Annotated in this window: 1 protein-coding gene; it reads left to right on the top strand. The window is 52.8% G+C overall.

Translation table 11 applies throughout. The features are described from left to right. Window positions 1-68: 68 nt before the first annotated feature. Window positions 69-345: DUF3850 domain-containing protein (locus AC1RPJ_RS08005; RefSeq protein ID WP_481762880.1), on the top strand; the 277-nt coding region annotated here is incomplete at its 3' end.

Raw genomic sequence — 345 nt, 5'->3', positions numbered from 1 at the left:
ATCATCTACAGGATCAGGTGATCGGAAGAAGAGACGTACAAAAGAAGTGCCTAACTTGGGAGAAATGAATGACCAGTGAGCGACGGCCCGAGGTCCACGATCTTAAATCGGACCCTATTCCATTTGAAGACGCGTGGTCCGGGTCCAAGAAAGCGGAGGTGCGAGTCAACGACCGCAATTTTCAGGTTCGTGATTGGCTGTTTGTGCGTGAATTTCGTGAGGGCCGGGTCCAAGACCGCGAGTTCATGGCCCGCATCACCCACATACAGTCAGGATATGGGTTGCCCGAGAACTTGGTGGTGCTATCATTTCAGATTCACGAATGGTACGTCGAGGGCCAGTGCG

This window comes from Dellaglioa sp. CoH-57-MRSF-17 (assembly GCF_056782015.1).
This window is presented reverse-complemented; position numbering and strand designations above follow the sequence as displayed.